The sequence below is a fragment of the Vibrio sp. RE86 genome (genome assembly GCF_013114545.1).
Classification (GTDB): domain Bacteria; phylum Pseudomonadota; class Gammaproteobacteria; order Enterobacterales; family Vibrionaceae; genus Vibrio.
The window spans coordinates 55,137-73,482 of the sequence record NZ_VTXI01000012.1 but is presented as its reverse complement, the minus strand read 5'-3'; the positions used below and the strand labels follow the sequence as shown (position 1 = coordinate 73,482).

Below are 18,346 nucleotides of genomic sequence, written 5' to 3'. Positions count from 1 at the left end.
ATCCCCGATTAGATGTCTAGTACTTGTGGTTGTTGAGCAACATGGTTGTGCTCAGCGCCAGCGTAAACTTTCAGCTTACGGTACATAGCACGGCCAAGAGGACCACGTGGTAGCATACCTTTAACTGCTAGTTCAAGAGCCATCTCTGGCTTGCGATCAATTAGCTTCTCGAAGCTGATTGATTTTAGGCCGCCAGGGAATTCAGTGTGACGGTAGTAAATCTTACCTTTAGCCTTGTTACCAGTTACAGTAACTTTCTCCGCGTTAACAACGATGATGTAATCACCAGTGTCACAGTGTGGAGTGTATTCAGCTTTGTGTTTGCCACGTAGGCGAGATGCAATTTCACTTGCTAGACGGCCAAGAGTTTTACCTTCAGCGTCTACAACGTACCAGTCGCGTTTTACAGTTTCTGGTTTAGCAACGAAAGTTTTCATGCTAATAATAACCCGTTCAATAATTAAATTTACACTTAAGGAGCTTTCGCTCCCACTGACTAAGAGTCCAGTCAACACCCCTTCGAGTGGTTGGCACTCTCGACCCGTTATGTCGAAATACCTTCGATAATAAGGTCTGCAGTAACGGTGGGTCGCAGAATTATAGAGAAGTCAGTTGAAAAAATCACCTCTTTTAAGCAAAAAAGTCCATTTTTTTTCAATCAGGCTCTGGCCTAGCAAGTGAATTAGGCCAAATGTTCTTTTGCCAAATAATCATGACTTTGCATTTCAATCAATCTCGACTGACAACGCTTAAATTCAAACTCTAGTTGGCCACCTGAATAAAGCGCTTCAAGCGCCACTTCTGACGAAATAATCAACTTTACATTACGTTCGTAAAATTCATCAACCAACGCAATAAAGCGGCGCGCAGCGTCATCTATTGTTGTGTGCATCTGTTTTACATCTGCCAATAGAACGGTGTGATAGATGCGTGACATTTCGATGTAATCATTTTGACTTCGTGCCGATTGGCAAAGCTGCTCAAAGGTGGCATGAAGGACATCCTCTGATGCCTGTACGACTTCGATTTGACGGTGGTTGATATCAATACTTGTTGCTCCAACCTTCCCCTCACCAACTAACTGTTCGTAATAGTGAGAGAGATTTTTGTTTGCTTGTTCGTCCAGTGGGTAGTGATAGATTTCTGCCTGTTCGAGCGTGCGTAGACGGTAATCGATACCACTATCAACATTCAATATATGGCAGTTCTGTTGGATCAAGGCGATGGCTGGTAAGAAACGTGCGCGCTGTAAACCATTACGATACAAATCTTCAGGTGGAATGTTCGACGTTGCCACCAAAATGACACCGCGCTTAAAGAGTTCTTGGAATAAAGTACCCAAGATCATGGCATCGGTAATATCCGAGACAAAAAACTCGTCAAAACAGATGATTTCAGTTTCTTGTTTAAATTTATCGGCGACTAATTTCAGCGGGTCATTCACATCCCCGAGTGCATTTAACTCATCATGCACGCGGTACATAAAGCGATGAAAGTGGACTCGCATCTTTTTCTCTGTTGGCAGCGCTTCATAGAAGGTATCAACCAGGTAGGTTTTTCCACGCCCCACTCCGCCCCAAAAATAGAGTCCTTTGGGTGCAGGGGGTAACTCTGGCTGCTTACTGCTAAACCAAGTGCGCCACCCAGAAGGTTTCTCAATAGGCGTGTTCAAATATGGGATAAATTCATGATAGAGCTTGTCGAGCGCTGAGACTGCCTGTTGCTGAGCCTCATCCTTTTGAAAGCCGTGTTCTTTTATGTCTTTGTTATAGATTTCTAGTGGCGTCATCGCTTCGCTACCTGATGAAGAGACTGTCAAACTGCTATGTAGAGCACATGCATTTTTCTTTATTGGCTGAAGTTCTCATAGTACCATGTCAGTTCAACATGTGTAACTAACCAGTAAAAAACATGTTACATAACAATGATAAGGAGCCATTATGCCTTGGATTTACGCTTTAGTCGGTTTGCTAGCTGGACTTATTCTAGGAGTTGCAATTTCTCGCTTAACAACACCGAGCTACAAGAAACAAAAGAATGTTCAAAAAGACTTAGAGAGTGCTAAGTTTGAATTAGAGCAACAAAAACAAGATCTTGCTGACCATTTCGCTCAGTCGGCAGAGATGTTGGATTCATTAGGTAAAGAGTACACCAAACTTTACCAACATATGGCGAAGACGTCGTCAGAGCTTTTGCCAAACATTCCTGAACAGGATAACCCGTTCGTTAAGAAAATTACTCAGCAAGCAGACTCTCAGTCTGAAGACTCTCATCCAACAGCGGATGTGCAACCACTTAACGAAGCACCAAAAGATTACGCATCAGGCTCAACTGGCCTTTTAAAAGAAGAGAAGAAAGAGATCCTTGATTCTCAAGACGTGGTATCAGTAAAAGCGTCGTAATCTATACTCCTGCTGAACTTTGCAAAGGTTTTTGAGTCATAACTCCTAAGAAGCAGCCCTTGAATTATTATTTTTTATACAAATCTAAGAGTTAGGCCTTAACTAACGAGGAGTAATCGATGAAAAAACCTTTGCTTGCCTTAACAGTCCTATCACTAAGCCTAAGTTCAATCATCACCCCCATTCAGGCAACTGCAGCATTGCCTCTTAGCGTAGGTGGCGAACAATTACCTAGCCTTGCACCAATGCTTGAAAAAGTAACCCCAGCAGTGGTCAGCATCTCTGTTGAGGGGACACAAGTTTCTAGACAGAACATCCCCGACCAATTCCGCTTTTTCTTTGGCCCAGACTTTCCAACCGAGCAACTTCAGGAGCGTCCATTCAGAGGACTAGGCTCAGGTGTCATTATTGATGCTAAAAAGGGTCACATCGTTACCAATTACCATGTAATCAATGGTGCTGAAAAAATTCGAGTCAAGTTAAGTGACGGCCGCGAATACAAAGCTGAACTCGTTGGTGGCGATCAAATGTCAGACGTCGCACTGCTGAAGCTAGAAAAGGCCAAAAACCTCACCGAGATTAAGATCGCTGATTCCGATAAGCTCCGAGTGGGCGATTTTACTGTCGCCATTGGTAACCCATTTGGTTTAGGTCAAACGGTGACGTCGGGAATTGTTTCTGCACTCGGCCGCAGTGGTCTTAACCTTGAAAACTTCGAGAACTTCATTCAGACCGATGCGGCGATCAACAGCGGTAACTCCGGTGGCGCTTTGGTCAACCTTAACGGTGAACTAATTGGTATTAATACCGCAATTCTTGGTCCTAACGGCGGTAATGTGGGTATTGGCTTCGCAATTCCATCGAACATGATGACCAATCTCACCGATCAAATTCTCGAATTTGGCGAAGTTAAACGAGGCATGCTCGGTGTACAAGGCGGCGAAATTACCTCTGAGCTTGCTGAAGCTCTAGGCTATGAATCCAGTAAAGGTGCGTTTGTCAGCCAAGTCGTCCCGGATAGCGCTGCCGATAAAGCAGGCCTTCAGGCTGGTGATGTCATCGTTTCCGTGAACGGTAAAGCGATTAACTCCTTTAGCGAACTTCGAGCGAAAGTCGCAACGTTAGGGGCAGGTAAAGAAGTCACGCTAGGTGTGGTGCGTGATGGCGAAGATATGTCGTTTGATGTCACCCTTGGTGAGCAAGCGAGCATGAAGACAACAGCAGACAAGCTACACGAAGGTTTAACGGGCGCGGAGCTGAGTAATACCAACAGCAGTGACAGCGCGAAAGGAGTCAAAGTCACCGCAGTAAAAGAAGGCTCTCCAGCAGAGGCGTACCAATTGCAGGAAGGCGACATCATTATTGGTGTGAACCGTGAACGGGTTAAGAACCTCGCCGACTTTAGGAAAATTGTAGAAAACCACTCAGGAGTTCTTGCTCTGAACATCCAACGAGGAGAACGTAGTATCTATTTAGTCATTCGTTAATCACCAAATAGAAAACGCGATATCGCTTTGAAAGGACAGTAGCATTCGCTGCTGTCCTTTTATTATTTTCTCATCTAGTGCTATTCTTCACCAACTTCCCAGATTTTATATTCGATAACGACGGAGAAAGCATGCTGCAATTTCTGCTGCGCTCTATTGGCCTAGGTTTAGCAACAGCCGCGCTATTACTGCTTGCGGTACCCTCACTGCGATCCAATATTCTTCCTCCGTCGGAACCAACGGAAAGTAAGGTCACTAACCTATCGCAAATCTCTTTTAACCAAGCAGTGCGTAAAGCAGCGCCTGCAGTGGTGAACATATATAGTCGAAAGTATACAGAAAATGATCGCTCCAAACTGCTGACTCAAGGTTTGGGTTCTGGCGTTATTGTCAGCGAAAAAGGCTACATCATCACCAATTATCATGTTGTCGCGTTGGCTGACCAAATAATCGTTGCGCTACAAGATGGTCGAGTAGCCGCCGCTCAACTCGTCGGGAAAGACCGTCGAACGGATATCGCAATCTTGCGTATTGAGGGCGATAACCTGCCTGTTATTCCACTCAACCCTGATTACGCTCCAAAAGTTGGTGATGTCGTATTAGCGATTGGTAACCCGTACAACCTAGGTCAAACCACGACGTTTGGTATTATTTCCGCAACCGGACGTTCGTCAATCAGTGCCGACCGACACCAAGCCTTTATCCAAACTGATGCAGCAATCAACGAAGGTAATTCAGGCGGCGCTTTGGTCAATACCCGCGGTGAGCTAGTCGGCATCAATACGGCTTCATTCCAACAAGCTACTGAGTTAGAGACTTACGGCATTTCATTTGCGATTCCTTACACACTTGCCAATAAGATCATGGAGAAGATCATTGCCGATGGCCGAGTCATTCGCGGTTATATTGGTGTGGATGGACAAGACATCAACTCAGTCACTTCTCGCCTCCTAGGCAACGAACATTTGGGTGGCATTGTCGTTCTGGGTGTGGATCCTAATGGCCCCGCGGCTGATGCAGGGTTTGAAGCACAAGACATCATATTGAAGATTGCGGGCGAGAAGATTAATGGGCGCCAGAGCGTAATGGATATTGTCACTGACCTAAGACCTGGAACCACCGTAGACGTACTTGTCCTACGTAAAGGTAAAGAGATGACGCTACCTGTCACCATCGAAGAAGATACAAGAGAGTAATACTAATTAGACTGTTACGCAAAAAAAGAAAACCCATGCATCGGCATGGGTTTTTGCTATTTAGCTTTTGCTCTATTCAACTAGCTATTCAACTAATCGTCGCTTTCAGGAGTATTGCCCGAATCGATTTCAATTCGAGTCACACGCTGTAATCCGCGCGGTAATAAACCACCACGACGACCGCGTTCACCTCGGAAATTCTCAAGATCAGCGGCTTTAAGACCAAGCTTACGTTTACCTGCATACAGCGTAATCGCACTGCCTTGAGGCAAAGCAATCAAATGAGAAACGTACTCTTCTCGCTCTTTGGCTTTAGCAGCAGGGATGTTGATGATCTTATTACCTTTACCTTTGCTTAATTGAGGCAAGTCTTTAATCGGGAACAACAACATTCGCCCTTGATTGGTGATGGTTAGAATCTCATCACTATCGAGGTTACTAACTGTCTGAGGAGAGATCACTTCCGAATTAGCAGGCAGTGTCACCAACGCCTTCCCACTCTTGTTCTTCGATAGCAGATCGCTGCCCTTACAAACAAAGCCGTAACCCGCGTCCGAACCGACTAACCACAATTGCTCTTCTTCACCCATCACAACATGACGAATATTCGTGCCTGCATTGACGTTCAAGCGTCCTGTAATAGGCTCACCTTGGCTACGAGCGGATGGCAATGAATGCGATTCAAGTGAGTAGCTGCGACCATCATTACCTAAGAACACAGCCTGTTGGTTACTCTTACCGCGAGCATGGGCTAAGTACTTATCACCCGATTTGTAGTTCAAACCTTCAGCATCAACGTCATGGCCCTTAGCGTGGCGAATCCAACCTTTCTCTGAGAGTACAACCGTAATCGGTTCACTTGGCACAAGGTCGCGCTCAGTCAGTGCTTTCGCTTCCGCACGTTCAACCAATGGAGAACGACGATCATCGCCGTACTTCTCTGCATCCGCTTGAATTTCTTTTTTCAGTAGCGTGTTCATACGACGCTCAGAGCCAAGCAGTTTCTCTAACTTCTCACGCTCTTTCTCTAGCTCGTCTTGCTCGCCACGGATCTTCATCTCTTCTAGCTTAGCTAGGTGACGAAGTTTGGTATCTAGGATTGCATCAGCTTGAATCTCAGTGATACCAAAACGTTCCATAAGAACCGCTTTAGGATCATCCTCGGTACGGATGATCTCAATCACTTCATCAAGGTTAAGATACGCAACCAACAAACCTTCAAGGATGTGCAAACGCGCCATCACTTTGTCTAAGCGATACTGAAGGCGACGACGAACTGTTTCACGACGAAACTCGATCCACTCAGACAGAATCTGCACAAGACCTTTAACTTGAGGACGGTTATCTAAACCAATCATGTTCAAGTTAACACGGAAGTTTTTCTCTAAATCCGTTGATGCAAACAGGTGGTTCATCAGCTGGTCGCAATCAATACGGTTTGAGCGAGGTACAACAACGATACGAGTTGGGTTCTCATGATCCGACTCATCACGAAGATCATCAACCATCGGCAGTTTTTTCGCGCGCATTTGGTTAGCGATTTGCTCAAGCAGCTTCGCACCCGACACTTGGTGTGGTAGAGAGGTGATCACGATGTCACTACCCTCTTTGTGCCATACCGCACGCATCTTAATGCTGCCACGACCAGTACGGTAGATCTTCTCAAGATCCGCCTTTGGTGAAATGATCTCTGCTTCTGTTGGGTAGTCTGGTCCTTGAACAAAGTTCATCACATCGGCAAGTTCAGACTTAGGATTATCAATCAGATGAACAGCGGCATTCGCGACTTCACGTACGTTGTGAGGTGGAATGTCCGTTGCCATACCAACCGCGATACCTGTTACACCATTCAATAAGATATGAGGCAAGCGAGCTGGCAGCATTTGCGGCTCTTTCATCGTGCCGTCAAAGTTCGGTTGCCACTCAACGGTCCCTTGGCCTAATTCGCCAAGTAGAACTTCTGCAAATTTAGACAGTTTCGCTTCGGTATAACGCATCGCTGCGAACGATTTCGGATCGTCTGGTGCACCCCAGTTACCCTGACCATCAACCAATGGGTAACGGTAAGAGAACGGCTGAGCCATTAGCACCATAGCTTCGTAACATGCTGAGTCACCGTGTGGGTGGTATTTACCCAGAACGTCACCAACCGTACGAGCTGATTTTTTGTATTTTGCCGCAGCCGAAAGACCTAGCTCCGACATTGCGTAGATAATACGTCGTTGAACCGGTTTTAAGCCATCGCCAATGTATGGCAATGCACGGTCCATAATTACGTACATCGAGTAATTTAGATAAGCGTCTTCGGTGAACTTGCGCATTGGCAGCTGTTCAACGCCATCGTATGTAATCTCAGTAGACATTCGTTAAACCTCTGCCATATCACCGTTGGTTTGTAGCCAGCTTCGGCGGTCATCCGCACGCTTTTTGCCTAGCAACATATCCATCATTTCCATGGTCTGCTCATTATCATCGATCGTTAGCTGAACGAGACGGCGAGTATTTGGATCCATGGTTGTTTCACGCAGCTGGAGCGGGTTCATCTCACCCAGACCTTTGAATCGCTGCACGTTGATTTTGGCTTTCTTCTTCGATAGACGCTCTAGTACGCCTTCTTTTTCATCGTCATCCAGTGCATAGAACACCTCTTTACCACAGTCGATACGATACAGTGGAGGCATAGCAACATAGATATGACCTGCTTCGACTAGCGCTCTGAAGTGACGAGTAAAGAGTGCACACAGTAAGGTTGCGATGTGAAGACCATCCGAGTCCGCATCGGCAAGGATACAGATCTTACCGTAACGAAGACCGTCTAAGTTATCGTTATCAGGATCAATACCAAGCGCTACCGAAATGTCGTGTACTTCTTGAGAGGCAAGAACTTGATCAGCAGAAACTTCCCAAGTGTTTAAGATCTTACCACGCAATGGCATTACCGCTTGGAACTCACGGTCACGAGCTTGCTTCGCTGAGCCGCCTGCCGAGTCACCCTCGACAAAGAAGATTTCTGTTCGATTTAAATCTTGAACTGAACAATCGGTCAGTTTGCCCGGCAGTGCAGGACCTGAAGCCACTTTTTTACGCACAACCTTTTTGCTTGCACGCATACGACGGTGCGCGTTGGCAATACAAACTTCGGCTAATTGCTCTGCAAGTTGAGGCTTTTCGTTCAACCATAGGCTGAATGCATCTTTCACCACGCCAGAAACAAAAGCTGCCGTTTGACGCGATGACAATCGTTCTTTCGTTTGGCCTGCGAATTGAGGATCTTGCATCTTCACAGATAAGACATAAGAACAGCGGTCGAACACATCGTCACCGGTTAGCTTAACGCCACGAGGTAACAGATTGCGGAACTCGCAGAACTCACGCATCGCATCAAGAAGACCTTGGCGAAGACCGTTAACGTGCGTACCACCCTGCTTGGTTGGAACAAGGTTAACGTAGCTTTCCGTGATCATTTCGCCGCCTTCAGGCTGCCAAATCACGGCCCAAGTCGCCATTTCTGTTTCGGCAGTAAAGTCACCGATATAAGGTTCAGCAGGCAGAACTTCGTAGCCTTTGACACCTTCAGCAAGGTAGTCTTTCAAGCCATCTTCGTAGTACCACTTGTGCTCTTCGTTATTCACTTTGTCACTGAAGACAATTTCAAGTCCAGGGCAAAGTACCGCTTTCGCACGCAGGTTATTGACTAAACGCAGCGCTGAAAACTTGTAGCTATCGAAGTATTTTTCATCTGGCCAGAAGTGAACAGATGTACCGGTATTGCGGTGTCCGCATGTCCCTGTCACCGACAGTTCAGTGACTGCATGGCCATGTTCGAACGCAATCTCATGCACTTGACCTTCACGCTTAACGGTCACTTCAACACGTTTAGACAGTGCGTTTACTACCGAAATACCTACGCCGTGTAGACCACCAGAGAACTTGTAGTTGTCGTTTGAGAACTTACCACCAGCGTGTAGCTTAGTCAGAATAAGTTCAACACCCGAGATACCTTTCTCTGGGTGGATATCAACAGGCATACCACGACCATCATCGATCACTTCTAGTGATTGGTCGGCATGGAGAATGACTTTAATCTTCTTTGCATGTCCAGCTAGCGCTTCGTCGACCGAGTTGTCGATAACCTCTTGTGCAAGATGGTTTGGACGCTCTGTTTCGGTATACATGCCAGGACGATGTCGTACTGGGTCGAGACCTTCAAGAACCGAGAGGTCTTTCGCATTATATTGTTCAGTCATAATACGGAGTATCTATATAGAGAAAAAATGGAGTTGCTAAGCAGGTGCGTGTCTACGCTTCTAATATTTCGAATCTTTGGTAATACGAGCGACTCGTATTACTCGGAGGTCTGCTTAGCACAAGAGAAACATAGTCTGGAACAGACCTAATTATGTCAAGAAGGATAAGTAAGTAACAAGTAAAATTATGACTCTTCCCTCAATGAGGGCTATAGCTGTAGGAATTCGATGATTTGTTCAGGATAACGTTCAAAATCGACAAAGCTATGATCACCGCCTTGTTCAACCGTCTGAGTAGAACCGGAAAAGTGTGCCACAGCTTGGCGGTAATCCAATACCTCATCCTCTACTTGTTGAAGCAACCAAAAGTCAGCGGGTGATGTGATGACTGGTGTATCGAGCGCTTTCAACTCATCGATGTGCTTTTCTTCTAACAAGTACTTTTCGTGAGTATACGGGTTTTCTTGCTCGCCTAAGAAGTCGACCAGCAACTCATACGGCTTGACCGCAGGGTTCACCACCACCGCTTTAAAACCAAATTGAGCATTGAGCCACATTGACATGTACCCACCTAAAGAGCTGCCAACTAATCCAATACGATAGTCATCTTTATATTGATTAACGAGATCCAAAAGTAGCTGCGCCGCTTGCTCAGGAAAGCAAGGCAGAGGAGGAATCACTACTTTGATGTCGGGACGTTGAGACTGGCAATATTGCTGCATTACATTGGCTTTGTGGGATTGTGGAGAGCTGTTAAAGCCATGAATGTAGAGAAGCAATGAGGGTTTCATGAATGTCACCTAAGCCTTAGTAGCCCGCCGAGTTAAAGTCTGGTTGGAAAGAGCCTGCTGGTAAGCGTTTTACATCCGTAGTGACTAAACCATCTTTGTGTAGCTCAAGTTCTCGCCAGCCAGGAGAGAGCGTATCAAGCGCAAAATCATCTGAGTTCGGCTTAAATTGAACACACGTCGATGGTGTTGCCATCACTTGAACACCTTGGTACTCAACATTCATGTCTTGATGCACATGACCACATACCACGGCTTGGACATTACTATGCTTAGCAACAACCTGCCAAAAATTGTCCGCTTCTTTCAAAGTATGCTGATCGAGCCAACGACTGCCGACCAGTAAAGGATGATGGTGCAGCAACACTAATGTGTGACGCTCTGGATGCTCAGACAATTTGTCATCGAGCAACTGCAACTGATCGTCACTTAACAGTCCGTGCGGGACGCCTACAACCTGAGAATCAAGCAGAACCATTTGCCAGTGTTCACCCAATAGCACGTGTTCTACTTGTTGAACTTGGTTAGAAGGAAGCACTGAATTCATGCTCGGTTTAAAGTCATGATTTCCTGGCAACCAATAACAAGGCTTTTCAAGAGGTGCGATGCCTTGTTCAAAGTGCTGATAAGATTGTGCGCTATGATCTTGGGAAATATCACCGGTTGATAGAATCGCATCATAGGAACTGCCATCAGCAACAATCGCTTCCACTACAGCGTGAAAACTGTCTAATGTTTTGACACTAAGCAAGCTTCCATCCACTGGCTCATAGAGGTGAGTGTCAGTGATTTGGAGCAGCTTAATACTGTCTTTGTCTGATGTAATGGACGTTACTTTCAAAACTAAACCTAAATATTCAATGGGGTGCGGCTGATACCTTGCCTTAAACAAAACGAAAGCCAGTCGCCAAGAAAGCGGTTGAGCTGCACTTTCTCATCTTGTTGTAGCATTTTATCATTTGGGTAGTCATATCTGGCGTTAACACGTTTTACATGATCACAGCCAGTGACTTCAGCCACGCGAGCATCGTGGTAGAGCCTGACAGACATCGTCGGTAATGGAAATACTGGAACGTCATCACTTTGACAAATATCGACCAAAGTTGTGTACTTTGTGACTTCTACCACTTGAATCTGGTACATCATCTGGGCCGCTTGATAGCAGCGTACATCACCGACACTCGGCTGGTTAGGCAGCAAAGCGTTTAACTTGGCGTAATTTGTTTCATAAGTCCTCATCAGATCAGAGAGATCAACATGATAAGGTTTCTTTATCGCTACTTGTTCCATATTTGCTGCAAACGTTGATGGTTGAGTTCTAGCCACTGCAGAGCAATGATAGAAGCACCATTTTCAAACTTACCTTCATTCACCCATTGGTAGGCCTGTTGGCGAGACACCACATGCACACGAATATCTTCACCCTCATAGTCTAAACCATGAACGCCATACGCAGTGCTTGCATCGACCTGACCGACATAAACATCTAACTTTTCAGAGCAACCGCCCGATGAAGGGTAATAAGAGGTGACTTTCTCCAAATCCACTACTTCAATCCCTGCTTCTTCTACGGCTTCTCGGCGCACAACGTCTTCCGCCGCCTCATCGCGGTCAATCATGCCAGCGACAATTTCAAGCTGCCAAGGGCTTGCGTGCTCTAAAGCTCCTACTCGAATTTGTTCAATAAGTACCACTTGGTCACGTATAGGGTCGTAAGGCAACATTGCAGCAGCATGACCACGCTCAAACATTTCGCGCTCAATGGGTTCACTCCAGCCACCTTCGAATAATTTATGTCGAAAGCGATACTTAATCATTCTAAAAAAACCCTGAAACAGTGTTTCTTTTGAGATTATTTCCACATCTTCGGGAGTAAACTGGTTATGTTGATTGTCAGACTGTTGCATTTGGCACCTCTCTGAGTGAATCTTATAGTTTACTCAGACAAAAGCTTAACTTCCAAGGGCATGGCTCAACTTTTTATACAATTTTTATAGTTCTAGTTAAATTGATGAATTATTTTTATTGCACAAGTGGATAGTTAAGTGTAAAACTTTGCAAAGTTTCGAGTGATTTACCATCAATTGAGTTAAACTCTTGATGAGAAAACTTTTTCATATTTTGGCAGGAATAGGACCTATGAAAAAACTGCTTCCACTATTTATCAGTGCAGCACTTGGCGGCCTAAGCACAAACGCTTTTGCCGATACACTGGCAGACATTTATAACCAGGCGAAAGAAAACGACCCGACGCTTCTAAGCGCAGCTGCTCAGCGTGATGCCGCATTTGAAGCAGTAACGTCTAGCCGTGCAACTTTATTACCAACGATCTCTCTCGTTGCAAACTACGATATAAACCGTGGCGAACAGGAGTTTTCGACCAGCACAACTAATACTGATAACAACCAGTACGGTGCTGCGATTCGTTTTGAGCAAGAGCTATTTGATCGCTCTAGTTGGATTACTCTCGATACGGCTGAAAAGACCGCACGCCAGTCAGATGCTTCATTTGCAGCAACGCAACAGGCACTGATTCTACGTGTTTCAACAGCTTACTTTGACGTACTACGTGCGCAAGACAACCTTGAGTTTGTTCAAGCAGAAAAAGCAGCGGTTGGCCGTCAGCTAGAGCAGACCAAACAACGTTTCGAAGTCGGTCTATCGGCAATTACTGACGTGCATGACGCGCAAGCTCAATACGATGCAGTATTGGCTGATGAAGTATTGGCTGAAAACAGCCTAGTGAACAGCTACGAAGGTCTACGTGAGATTACTGGTCAAGAGCACTCTAACTTAGACGTTTTAGATACAGACCGTTTCTCTGCAAGCAAAACATCGACAGCTATCGATGCATTAGTTGAAGAAGCACAACAGAAAAACCTAAGTCTACTTGCTGCACGTATCACGCAAGATATCGCGAAAGACGATATTTCTAATGCTAGTTCAGGACACCTACCAACATTAAAATTGGATGGTAGTTACGGCCTAGCGAATACAACAAATAGCTCTAACGACTACGACTCAGACAACTTGAACATTGGTTTGAACCTAGCTGTCCCACTCTACACGGGTGGTGCAACAACCTCGCTAACAAAACAGGCTGAGTTCAACTATGTTGCCGCTAGCCAAGACCTAGAAGCTACATACCGCAGTGTTGTTAAGGATGTTCGCGCATTCAACAACAACATCAGCGCTTCAATCGGTGCACTACGCGCTTACGAACAAACTGTAGTTTCAGCGCAATCTGCACTTGAAGCAACAGAAGCAGGTTTCGATGTAGGTACTCGTACTATCGTTGACGTACTAGACTCAACTCGTCGTCTATACGATGCAAACAAGAGCCTATCTAACGCACGTTACGACTACATCCTAAGTGTACTTCAGCTTCGCCAAGCAGTAGGCACACTAAGCGAACAAGATATTTTGGATATTAATGCTGGTCTAAAAACCGCTAGCAAGTAATTCCAAATTACTCTGATCAAAAAAGGCTTGCCCCATTGGAGCAAGCCTTTTTTCTATGCAAAATAAACTGAGTTAGTAAACCGTATCGACCTTCACGTCTTTTTCTACTAGCCACTCAATGGTGTCGTTATTGTTCAACTGCAAAGCAACATTCACTGGCAGGTTTGAATCGATAGGGAATTGCCAAACAAATACCACTTCCCACTGATTAGGGCTATGGGTACGTAGCTCAAGCAGATCACCATCAATCATCCAGCTATCTTCACCTTGCTGCAATGTAATACTTTCTACATCCAACTCTGGCGGTAATGTGTTCTCGGACTCTAGGTAGAGTGTTCCGTGTAACGTGCTGTCTTGCACTTCGCCGATTGTCGGCATTTTGTTTAACCAAAGGTTACTTTTTAGCGTTACCTTGGTATCCGCAACGACAATTTGATTGTCTTGTTCCCAACCCACTGGCTGAGTTGCACAACCAGCCAACAGCGCGACACCGAGCGAGACCAATGCTAATTTCTTCATCTTATTCACCTTTGTTGTTATTAAGCCACTCTTTGAGTATCTGAATATCATTTTCATATTCATTCTTCATTTCTTCAACCCAATCGTCGATATTTTCCCACCAAGCAGGTAAATCAGGAGACTGTGCCTTTTGAGCGATGCTTTGAATATGCTTTAGACCAATAGAGCCTGCTGCCCCTTTTATTTTGTGTGCTTCAGAAACAATGCCTTTTTGATCTCTGGCAACCATATTGGAGTCAAGCACTTTGAGGTAATCTGGCATCATCTCTTCAAACATTTGAATACTATCTAAGACTGGTTGCGGTCCAACAATACCTACGTAAGAGTCCAGCATATCGAGGTCGAGCAGTGTTGAGTAAATTTCTCCGCCTTCACTCGCTGTTTCGACTATTTCTAGCGGTTTAGGCTGCGGCTGAGACGATTCTTGAGTGAATTTAGCCAACACATCCTGCACGGCCGTTACCGAAAGCGGTTTGCTAATCGCATCATCCATCCCACGCTCAAAGTACTCATTTTTGTTTTTCAGCACATTCGCTGTCAGCGCCACCAGCGGCGGAAGATCAGAATAAGTTCGGCGGAAATACTCTGCGATATCGAAACCTGTCATGTCTGGCAGTTGAATATCGAGGAAGACCAAATCGTAGATTTCAGGGTCAAACATTTCCATCGCTTCAGCACCATTCATCGCGACTGAAACTTCATGGCCCATACTTTCAAGTAGAGAACGAGCGACCGTGATATTGAGCTCAATGTCTTCAACCATAAAGATATTCAGTTCTTGCGCGGCCTGTGTAGATTCAGGTTGCGGTTCTTGAATTTCGACTAGTGGTACGCGAATCGTCACAGTAAAGGTACTACCGAACCCTTCTTCGCTGGAAACGGTTATATCGCCGTCCATCATGTTGATCAGCTGTTTCGAAACCGCTAATCCAATACCAGTGCCCACGGCATGTAGGTTGTCTTTGCCAGATTTCACTTGATAGTACATAGCGAAGATCTTATCGAGCTCAGCTTCAGGAATACCAATACCACTGTCTTCCACCTCGACTGTGATGTTGGCAAAGCCATCCTCGACTTCAGAAGCAACCGTCATCACAACGCCACCTTCTTTGGTGAACTTCATGGCGTTACTGACTAAATTCCAGAGAACTTGACGTAAGCGAGTGGCGTCAACTTCAATACCTGATGGCAGTTCACTGAGACGCTCTAAATCAAAACGAAGCCCTTTTTGTGATGCCATCAAGGCTGAGATACTTTCCATCTCGACAACAAACTCTTCAAAGTTCAACGTCGATGGGAATAGCTCAAGCTTACGACGGTCGAACTTATCCATATCAATGATATCGTTGAAGATATTGCCCAAGGTGATCGCGCTGACATTAATTGTCTGCATGTGGCTACGTTGTTCTTGGGTTAACTGGGTATCAAGCAACATGCGGCTTAGACCGACAATGCCGTTGAGTGGAGTTCTTAACTCATGGCTGATTGTTGAAATGAAGGTAGTCTTATCGCGACTGGCTTTTTCTAGTGACTCCTCGTGACGTTTACGCTCCGTAATATCACGGCCGAAGCCCACTAGGCCCAAGTGGCGACCATCTTTGCTGTAAAACGGCACTTTACGCAGTTCAAAGTAATTTTTACGTCCGTCCGGATATTCCAACCATTGCTCATAGGTTAGAGCTTGGTTGTCAGAGAAGACTTTTTCATCGGTATCGACAATTTGCTGAGCAACTTCTTTGCTGTAGACATCCCAAGGCGTCAAACCCACCAGCTGGCTCTCTTTTTTACCCGTGAGCTCTTCCATTGCACGGTTACAGCCAGAGAAAACACCCTCTGCATTTCGATAGTAGATAAGGTCAGGGGAGGCATCAATAAACGAGCGAAGTAAAGCGGTACGTTCAGCTAGTTCTACCTGTGTCTTTTCACGTTGATAGACCTCGTTTTCAAGATCACGCATCGCCTCTTCGCGTGCTTCTTCAGCCTTGATTCTCTCTTCGATCTCTTGATTTAGCTTCGCGATATTCTGTTGGAGTTTGTTGTTTAGCTCTTGGTCTCGTGAACGCATATCTTTGAGCTTAGAGACCAGTTTCGACAGACGTTGGCGTGACTCTTCAAGTTGATCGACGACGACGGATAAAAAGTACACCGCCCACGGCGTAATGAGAAGACCAAAAAAGACGGAGCGAACAATATCGATGTCATCGACGTGACCACTGAGAACCAAGGTGATGCCAACTTGCACAACAACGGCAAGGGCGACTAAGGCCAGTGCCAAAAGAATGGAAAAACGTAGGATGCCCAGCTTAACAAGCAAATCAACATAGTACTGAGCGAGATTTTTTATCGGCTTCATCGAGAGCTCCGAAAGGTAACAAGAGGCAAAACCAATCTAAACAATAGCTTGAATAGATCAGTTGTCATATTACCTGTTTTCACCTGTCACAGCGAAAAGAATCCCATATGGGAGGGCGCTAATTATCTGATGTGTGATGCACACAGGTTTGGTTGCGACCATTTGCTTTCGCTTGGTATAGCGCGCTATCAGCAAGAGCAACGATGGATTCACTATTATCCAAAGGTTGTGGTGTGAGAGCAACCAGACCAATACTGGCTGTCAAACGTTCAGAAATCTCAGAAACGTGATGCTCTAAGCCAAGTTCAGCGATCCCTTGATGAATACGCTCAGCAACTTTTTTTGCACCTTCAGCCGTCGTATTTGGCAAAATAAAAGCAAACTCTTCACCACCGTATCGGGCAACACAGTCACTTGAGCGAGGCAGCACTTTCTTAAATACCTGAGCCACTTTGATCAATGCTTCATCGCCCCTCTGGTGACCATAGAAATCGTTGTAACCTTTAAAGTAATCGATATCACATAACATGACGGTGAGAGGCTGCTTTTCTCGAGTATGCACATGCCACAATGTATCTAACTGCTCGTCAAAACGGCGACGGTTAGATATTTGAGTCAGGCTATCAATAAAGCTCAAGCGCTCAAGCTCCTGATTGGCCTCTTCAAGCTTTTGTTCAGCAAGATAACGTTCAGAGACATCACGTGCCATGATCAAGACACCATTGGTCCCAGAGGCAGGATCCCTAAATGGTGATTTAACGACATCATACCAAATGAATTGGCCATTGCTGCTCACAACACGGTCGATATAACGTAGGGACTTTCCTTCATGTAGCACTTTATTATCAGTTTCAGATAAGCGGCTATAGGTCTCATTAGGCAACAGATCTTGTAGGCGCTTCCCTATCAACTCATCAACAGAAGAGATACCTAGTGCAGCAACAAAAGGTAGGTTACACGCTTGATACACCATGTTTTCATTGAAGATACCGATAGAATCAGGGCTCGATTCAAGGATGTTTTGTAAGATGGTATCACGCTGAGCAAGTGCCACTTCGGTATCTTTACGCTTGTCCATTTCGTCACGCAGGCTCTTCTGCATGTCATGCCAATCGGTCACGTCATGACTAATACCGAGCGTACCAATTCGCTCTCCTTCAGAAGAGATCAGTACACTTTGGTGACTTTCAAGTAAGCAACTTCGACCATCAGGCGTCACGGTCCAACGTCGGGTACTGGTTCGTCCCTTCACCACGCCTTGAATATCAGCCGATCCCTCAGATTCTCTGTTGTGCCAAAAGCGTTGGAATGCTCGGTTACTGGAGACGATCTGACCTTGTTTGTCTTTGATGAAAATTAGCTCAGAAAGGTTGTCGAACGCACTCTTGATCATAGAAAGAGAGTGCACCTCTTGTCTTAACTCTTCTTCAAGCTTTTGGTGAGGCGAAAAATAGAGCAACCATACTTTTCGGCGACGAAATAAGGTCTTTCGTCCAGTGACATCGAGCTTGATCGAGCGACTCTCTGTAACAGGCCAGTCGATAACATGAGATGAAAAGCTGTTTCCAGAAAATGGAGACACTAAGGATAGAATAAATTGCGGTGTCACCAAGTCAGGCAACATATAGCTTTTACCAACCCTGCGAGCGCCTAATATTTGGTTCGCAATGGGGTTGGCTTTGAATAACTTGCCGGTCTCCCCATCCACGATCAGTAAAGCATTCGGTGAGCTTAAGACCAATTCAGTTAGGTGTGCTTGGTTACGTGCATAGCAATAGACAACCGCCATGATCGCAAGAATAATGATAACAAGATCAAAACCATGCCCATGAGAAGTATCCCACAACCAAACTAATACTTGCTCCATTGCCGTACTGAACCTTTATTCTGCG

15 protein-coding genes are annotated in these 18,346 nt (G+C 45.5%); 4 read left to right on the top strand and 11 right to left on the bottom strand.

Translation table 11 applies throughout. The features are described 5' to 3' along the window. Nucleotides 1-8 precede the first annotated feature (8 nt). Nucleotides 9-437 carry a 50S ribosomal protein L13 gene (rplM, locus tag F0231_RS12880; RefSeq protein ID WP_004744972.1) on the bottom strand — a complete coding sequence of 143 codons (429 nt, stop codon included), beginning with the start codon at nt 435-437 and terminating at the stop codon, nt 9-11. Between the two features lie 245 nt (nt 438-682). Beyond that, nucleotides 683-1,789 carry a cell division protein ZapE gene (gene zapE, locus F0231_RS12875; protein ID WP_171760137.1) on the bottom strand — a complete coding sequence of 369 codons (1,107 nt, stop codon included), beginning with the start codon at nt 1,787-1,789 and terminating at the stop codon, nt 683-685. A gap of 151 nt (nt 1,790-1,940) precedes the next feature. Here zapE and zapG point away from each other — a divergent pair, with 151 nt between their 5' ends. The 3 genes from zapG to degS all read left to right on the top strand — a co-directional run bounded on the left by zapG (nt 1,941) and on the right by degS (nt 5,085). Next, on the top strand, nt 1,941-2,402 hold the full coding sequence (gene zapG, locus F0231_RS12870; protein ID WP_171760136.1) for a Z-ring associated protein ZapG: 462 nt from the start codon (nt 1,941-1,943) through the stop codon (nt 2,400-2,402). Nucleotides 2,403-2,521: 119 nt separating this feature from the next. Then, nucleotides 2,522-3,889, top strand: a complete 1,368-nt coding sequence (locus F0231_RS12865) for a DegQ family serine endoprotease (protein ID WP_171760135.1) — start codon at nt 2,522-2,524, stop codon at nt 3,887-3,889. A gap of 131 nt (nt 3,890-4,020) precedes the next feature. Next, entirely contained in the window at nt 4,021-5,085 is a 1,065-nt protein-coding gene (gene degS / locus F0231_RS12860; RefSeq protein WP_171760134.1) for an outer membrane-stress sensor serine endopeptidase DegS, read from the top strand. A 92-nt stretch (nt 5,086-5,177) separates the two neighbouring features. Here degS and parC read toward each other — a convergent pair whose 3' ends face one another. The 6 genes from parC to nudF form a co-directional block, all read right to left on the bottom strand. Beyond that, nucleotides 5,178-7,448 (bottom strand): DNA topoisomerase IV subunit A, encoded by a 2,271-nt coding sequence (parC, locus tag F0231_RS12855; RefSeq protein ID WP_171760133.1) that lies wholly within the window; start codon nt 7,446-7,448, stop codon nt 5,178-5,180. A gap of 3 nt (nt 7,449-7,451) precedes the next feature. Next, nucleotides 7,452-9,332: a DNA topoisomerase IV subunit B gene (parE, locus tag F0231_RS12850; RefSeq protein WP_171760132.1), complete on the bottom strand. Its 1,881-nt coding sequence runs from the start codon at nt 9,330-9,332 to the stop codon at nt 7,452-7,454. A 209-nt stretch (nt 9,333-9,541) separates the two neighbouring features. After that, complete coding sequence (gene yqiA / locus F0231_RS12845) at nt 9,542-10,123, bottom strand: esterase YqiA (RefSeq protein WP_171760131.1); 582 nt, start codon at nt 10,121-10,123, stop codon at nt 9,542-9,544. Between the two features lie 16 nt (nt 10,124-10,139). Further along, nucleotides 10,140-10,961 (bottom strand): 3',5'-cyclic-AMP phosphodiesterase, encoded by an 822-nt coding sequence (gene cpdA, locus F0231_RS12840; RefSeq protein ID WP_171760130.1) that lies wholly within the window; start codon nt 10,959-10,961, stop codon nt 10,140-10,142. A gap of 8 nt (nt 10,962-10,969) precedes the next feature. Continuing rightward, nucleotides 10,970-11,410, bottom strand: a complete 441-nt coding sequence (locus F0231_RS12835) for a DUF1249 family protein (RefSeq protein ID WP_171760129.1) — start codon at nt 11,408-11,410, stop codon at nt 10,970-10,972. Next, nucleotides 11,398-12,027: an ADP-ribose diphosphatase gene (gene nudF / locus F0231_RS12830; protein WP_171760128.1), complete on the bottom strand. Its 630-nt coding sequence runs from the start codon at nt 12,025-12,027 to the stop codon at nt 11,398-11,400. The genes F0231_RS12835 and nudF overlap by 13 nt, the downstream gene beginning before the upstream one ends. A gap of 232 nt (nt 12,028-12,259) precedes the next feature. Here nudF and tolC point away from each other — a divergent pair, with 232 nt between their 5' ends. Further along, nucleotides 12,260-13,582 carry an outer membrane channel protein TolC gene (gene tolC, locus F0231_RS12825; protein WP_171760127.1) on the top strand — a complete coding sequence of 441 codons (1,323 nt, stop codon included), beginning with the start codon at nt 12,260-12,262 and terminating at the stop codon, nt 13,580-13,582. A 72-nt stretch (nt 13,583-13,654) separates the two neighbouring features. On the opposite strand, the gene F0231_RS12820 is transcribed toward tolC, so the two are convergent. The 3 genes from F0231_RS12820 to F0231_RS12810 form a co-directional block, all read right to left on the bottom strand. Further along, on the bottom strand, nt 13,655-14,101 hold the full coding sequence (locus tag F0231_RS12820) for a hypothetical protein (protein WP_171760126.1): 447 nt from the start codon (nt 14,099-14,101) through the stop codon (nt 13,655-13,657). Between the two features lies 1 nt (nt 14,102). Then, nucleotides 14,103-16,454: an aerobic respiration two-component sensor histidine kinase ArcB gene (gene arcB, locus F0231_RS12815; protein ID WP_171760125.1), complete on the bottom strand. Its 2,352-nt coding sequence runs from the start codon at nt 16,452-16,454 to the stop codon at nt 14,103-14,105. Between the two features lie 118 nt (nt 16,455-16,572). Then, nucleotides 16,573-18,321 carry a diguanylate cyclase gene (locus tag F0231_RS12810; RefSeq protein ID WP_171760124.1) on the bottom strand — a complete coding sequence of 583 codons (1,749 nt, stop codon included), beginning with the start codon at nt 18,319-18,321 and terminating at the stop codon, nt 16,573-16,575. Nucleotides 18,322-18,346: the final 25 nt, after the last annotated feature.

Bases quoted from the DNA above. Each gene is read 5' to 3' on its own strand.
- rplM (WP_004744972.1), bottom strand. From the start codon at position 437: ATGAAAACTTTCGTTGCTAAACCAGAAACTGTAAAACGCGACTGGTAC.
- zapE (WP_171760137.1), bottom strand. From the start codon at position 1,789: ATGACGCCACTAGAAATCTATAACAAAGACATAAAAGAACACGGCTTT.
- zapG (WP_171760136.1), top strand. From the start codon at position 1,941: ATGCCTTGGATTTACGCTTTAGTCGGTTTGCTAGCTGGACTTATTCTA.
- F0231_RS12865 (WP_171760135.1), top strand. From the start codon at position 2,522: ATGAAAAAACCTTTGCTTGCCTTAACAGTCCTATCACTAAGCCTAAGT.
- degS (WP_171760134.1), top strand. From the start codon at position 4,021: ATGCTGCAATTTCTGCTGCGCTCTATTGGCCTAGGTTTAGCAACAGCC.
- parC (WP_171760133.1), bottom strand. From the start codon at position 7,448: ATGTCTACTGAGATTACATACGATGGCGTTGAACAGCTGCCAATGCGC.
- parE (WP_171760132.1), bottom strand. From the start codon at position 9,332: ATGACTGAACAATATAATGCGAAAGACCTCTCGGTTCTTGAAGGTCTC.
- yqiA (WP_171760131.1), bottom strand. From the start codon at position 10,123: ATGAAACCCTCATTGCTTCTCTACATTCATGGCTTTAACAGCTCTCCA.
- F0231_RS12835 (WP_171760129.1), bottom strand. From the start codon at position 11,410: ATGGAACAAGTAGCGATAAAGAAACCTTATCATGTTGATCTCTCTGAT.
- nudF (WP_171760128.1), bottom strand. From the start codon at position 12,027: ATGCAACAGTCTGACAATCAACATAACCAGTTTACTCCCGAAGATGTG.
- tolC (WP_171760127.1), top strand. From the start codon at position 12,260: ATGAAAAAACTGCTTCCACTATTTATCAGTGCAGCACTTGGCGGCCTA.
- F0231_RS12820 (WP_171760126.1), bottom strand. From the start codon at position 14,101: ATGAAGAAATTAGCATTGGTCTCGCTCGGTGTCGCGCTGTTGGCTGGT.
- arcB (WP_171760125.1), bottom strand. From the start codon at position 16,454: ATGAAGCCGATAAAAAATCTCGCTCAGTACTATGTTGATTTGCTTGTT.
- F0231_RS12810 (WP_171760124.1), bottom strand. From the start codon at position 18,321: ATGGAGCAAGTATTAGTTTGGTTGTGGGATACTTCTCATGGGCATGGT.